At 72.1% G+C, this 423-nt stretch carries 1 protein-coding gene; it reads right to left on the reverse strand.

Annotation, left to right across the window (positions count from 1 at the left end; all coding sequences use genetic code 11):
- Nucleotides 1–211 (reverse strand): hypothetical protein (locus tag I6F37_RS41505; protein WP_225154597.1); only part of this gene is annotated, 211 nt, incomplete at its 3' end.
- Nucleotides 212–423: the final 212 nt, after the last annotated feature.

A 423-nucleotide genomic window follows, 5' to 3' on the forward strand; every position in this document is an offset into this window, starting at 1 on the left:
CACGCAGCGCCGCCACGAGCTCGGCCGAGCGGGGAGCGCCCGAGGTCTGGAGCGTCGCGACGACGGTGGCGTCGTCGGTCGGCACGGTCGCGGGCGCCGCTCCCGACGCCGCATCGCCCTGTGGCGTCACGAGGAGCGCCCCGAGCGCGGTGAGGCCGGCCGCGACGGCAATGGCGGCGGCCACTGCGCCCCAGCGACGGGCCTCGCTCACGCGGCCGCGTTCGGATGCGGCCCCGGCGCAGGCCCCGTCGTGCCCCACCGAGCCTGAGGCTCCTCGATCGCTAGGGTCATTTCATCCTCCGACCGCATCCGGCTCCACATCAACTAAGGCACGGGCTGGTCAACGAGGAAGTTTCGTCGCCGCCCAGTTGGACCAGGGCCTCAGACGATGTACAGATCCCATCTCCCGTAGCTGTTGCGAAC

Origin of the sequence: Bradyrhizobium sp. NBAIM08, assembly GCF_020193935.1 — a bacterium.
Taxonomy (GTDB): Bacteria; Pseudomonadota; Alphaproteobacteria; order Rhizobiales; family Xanthobacteraceae; genus Bradyrhizobium; species Bradyrhizobium yuanmingense.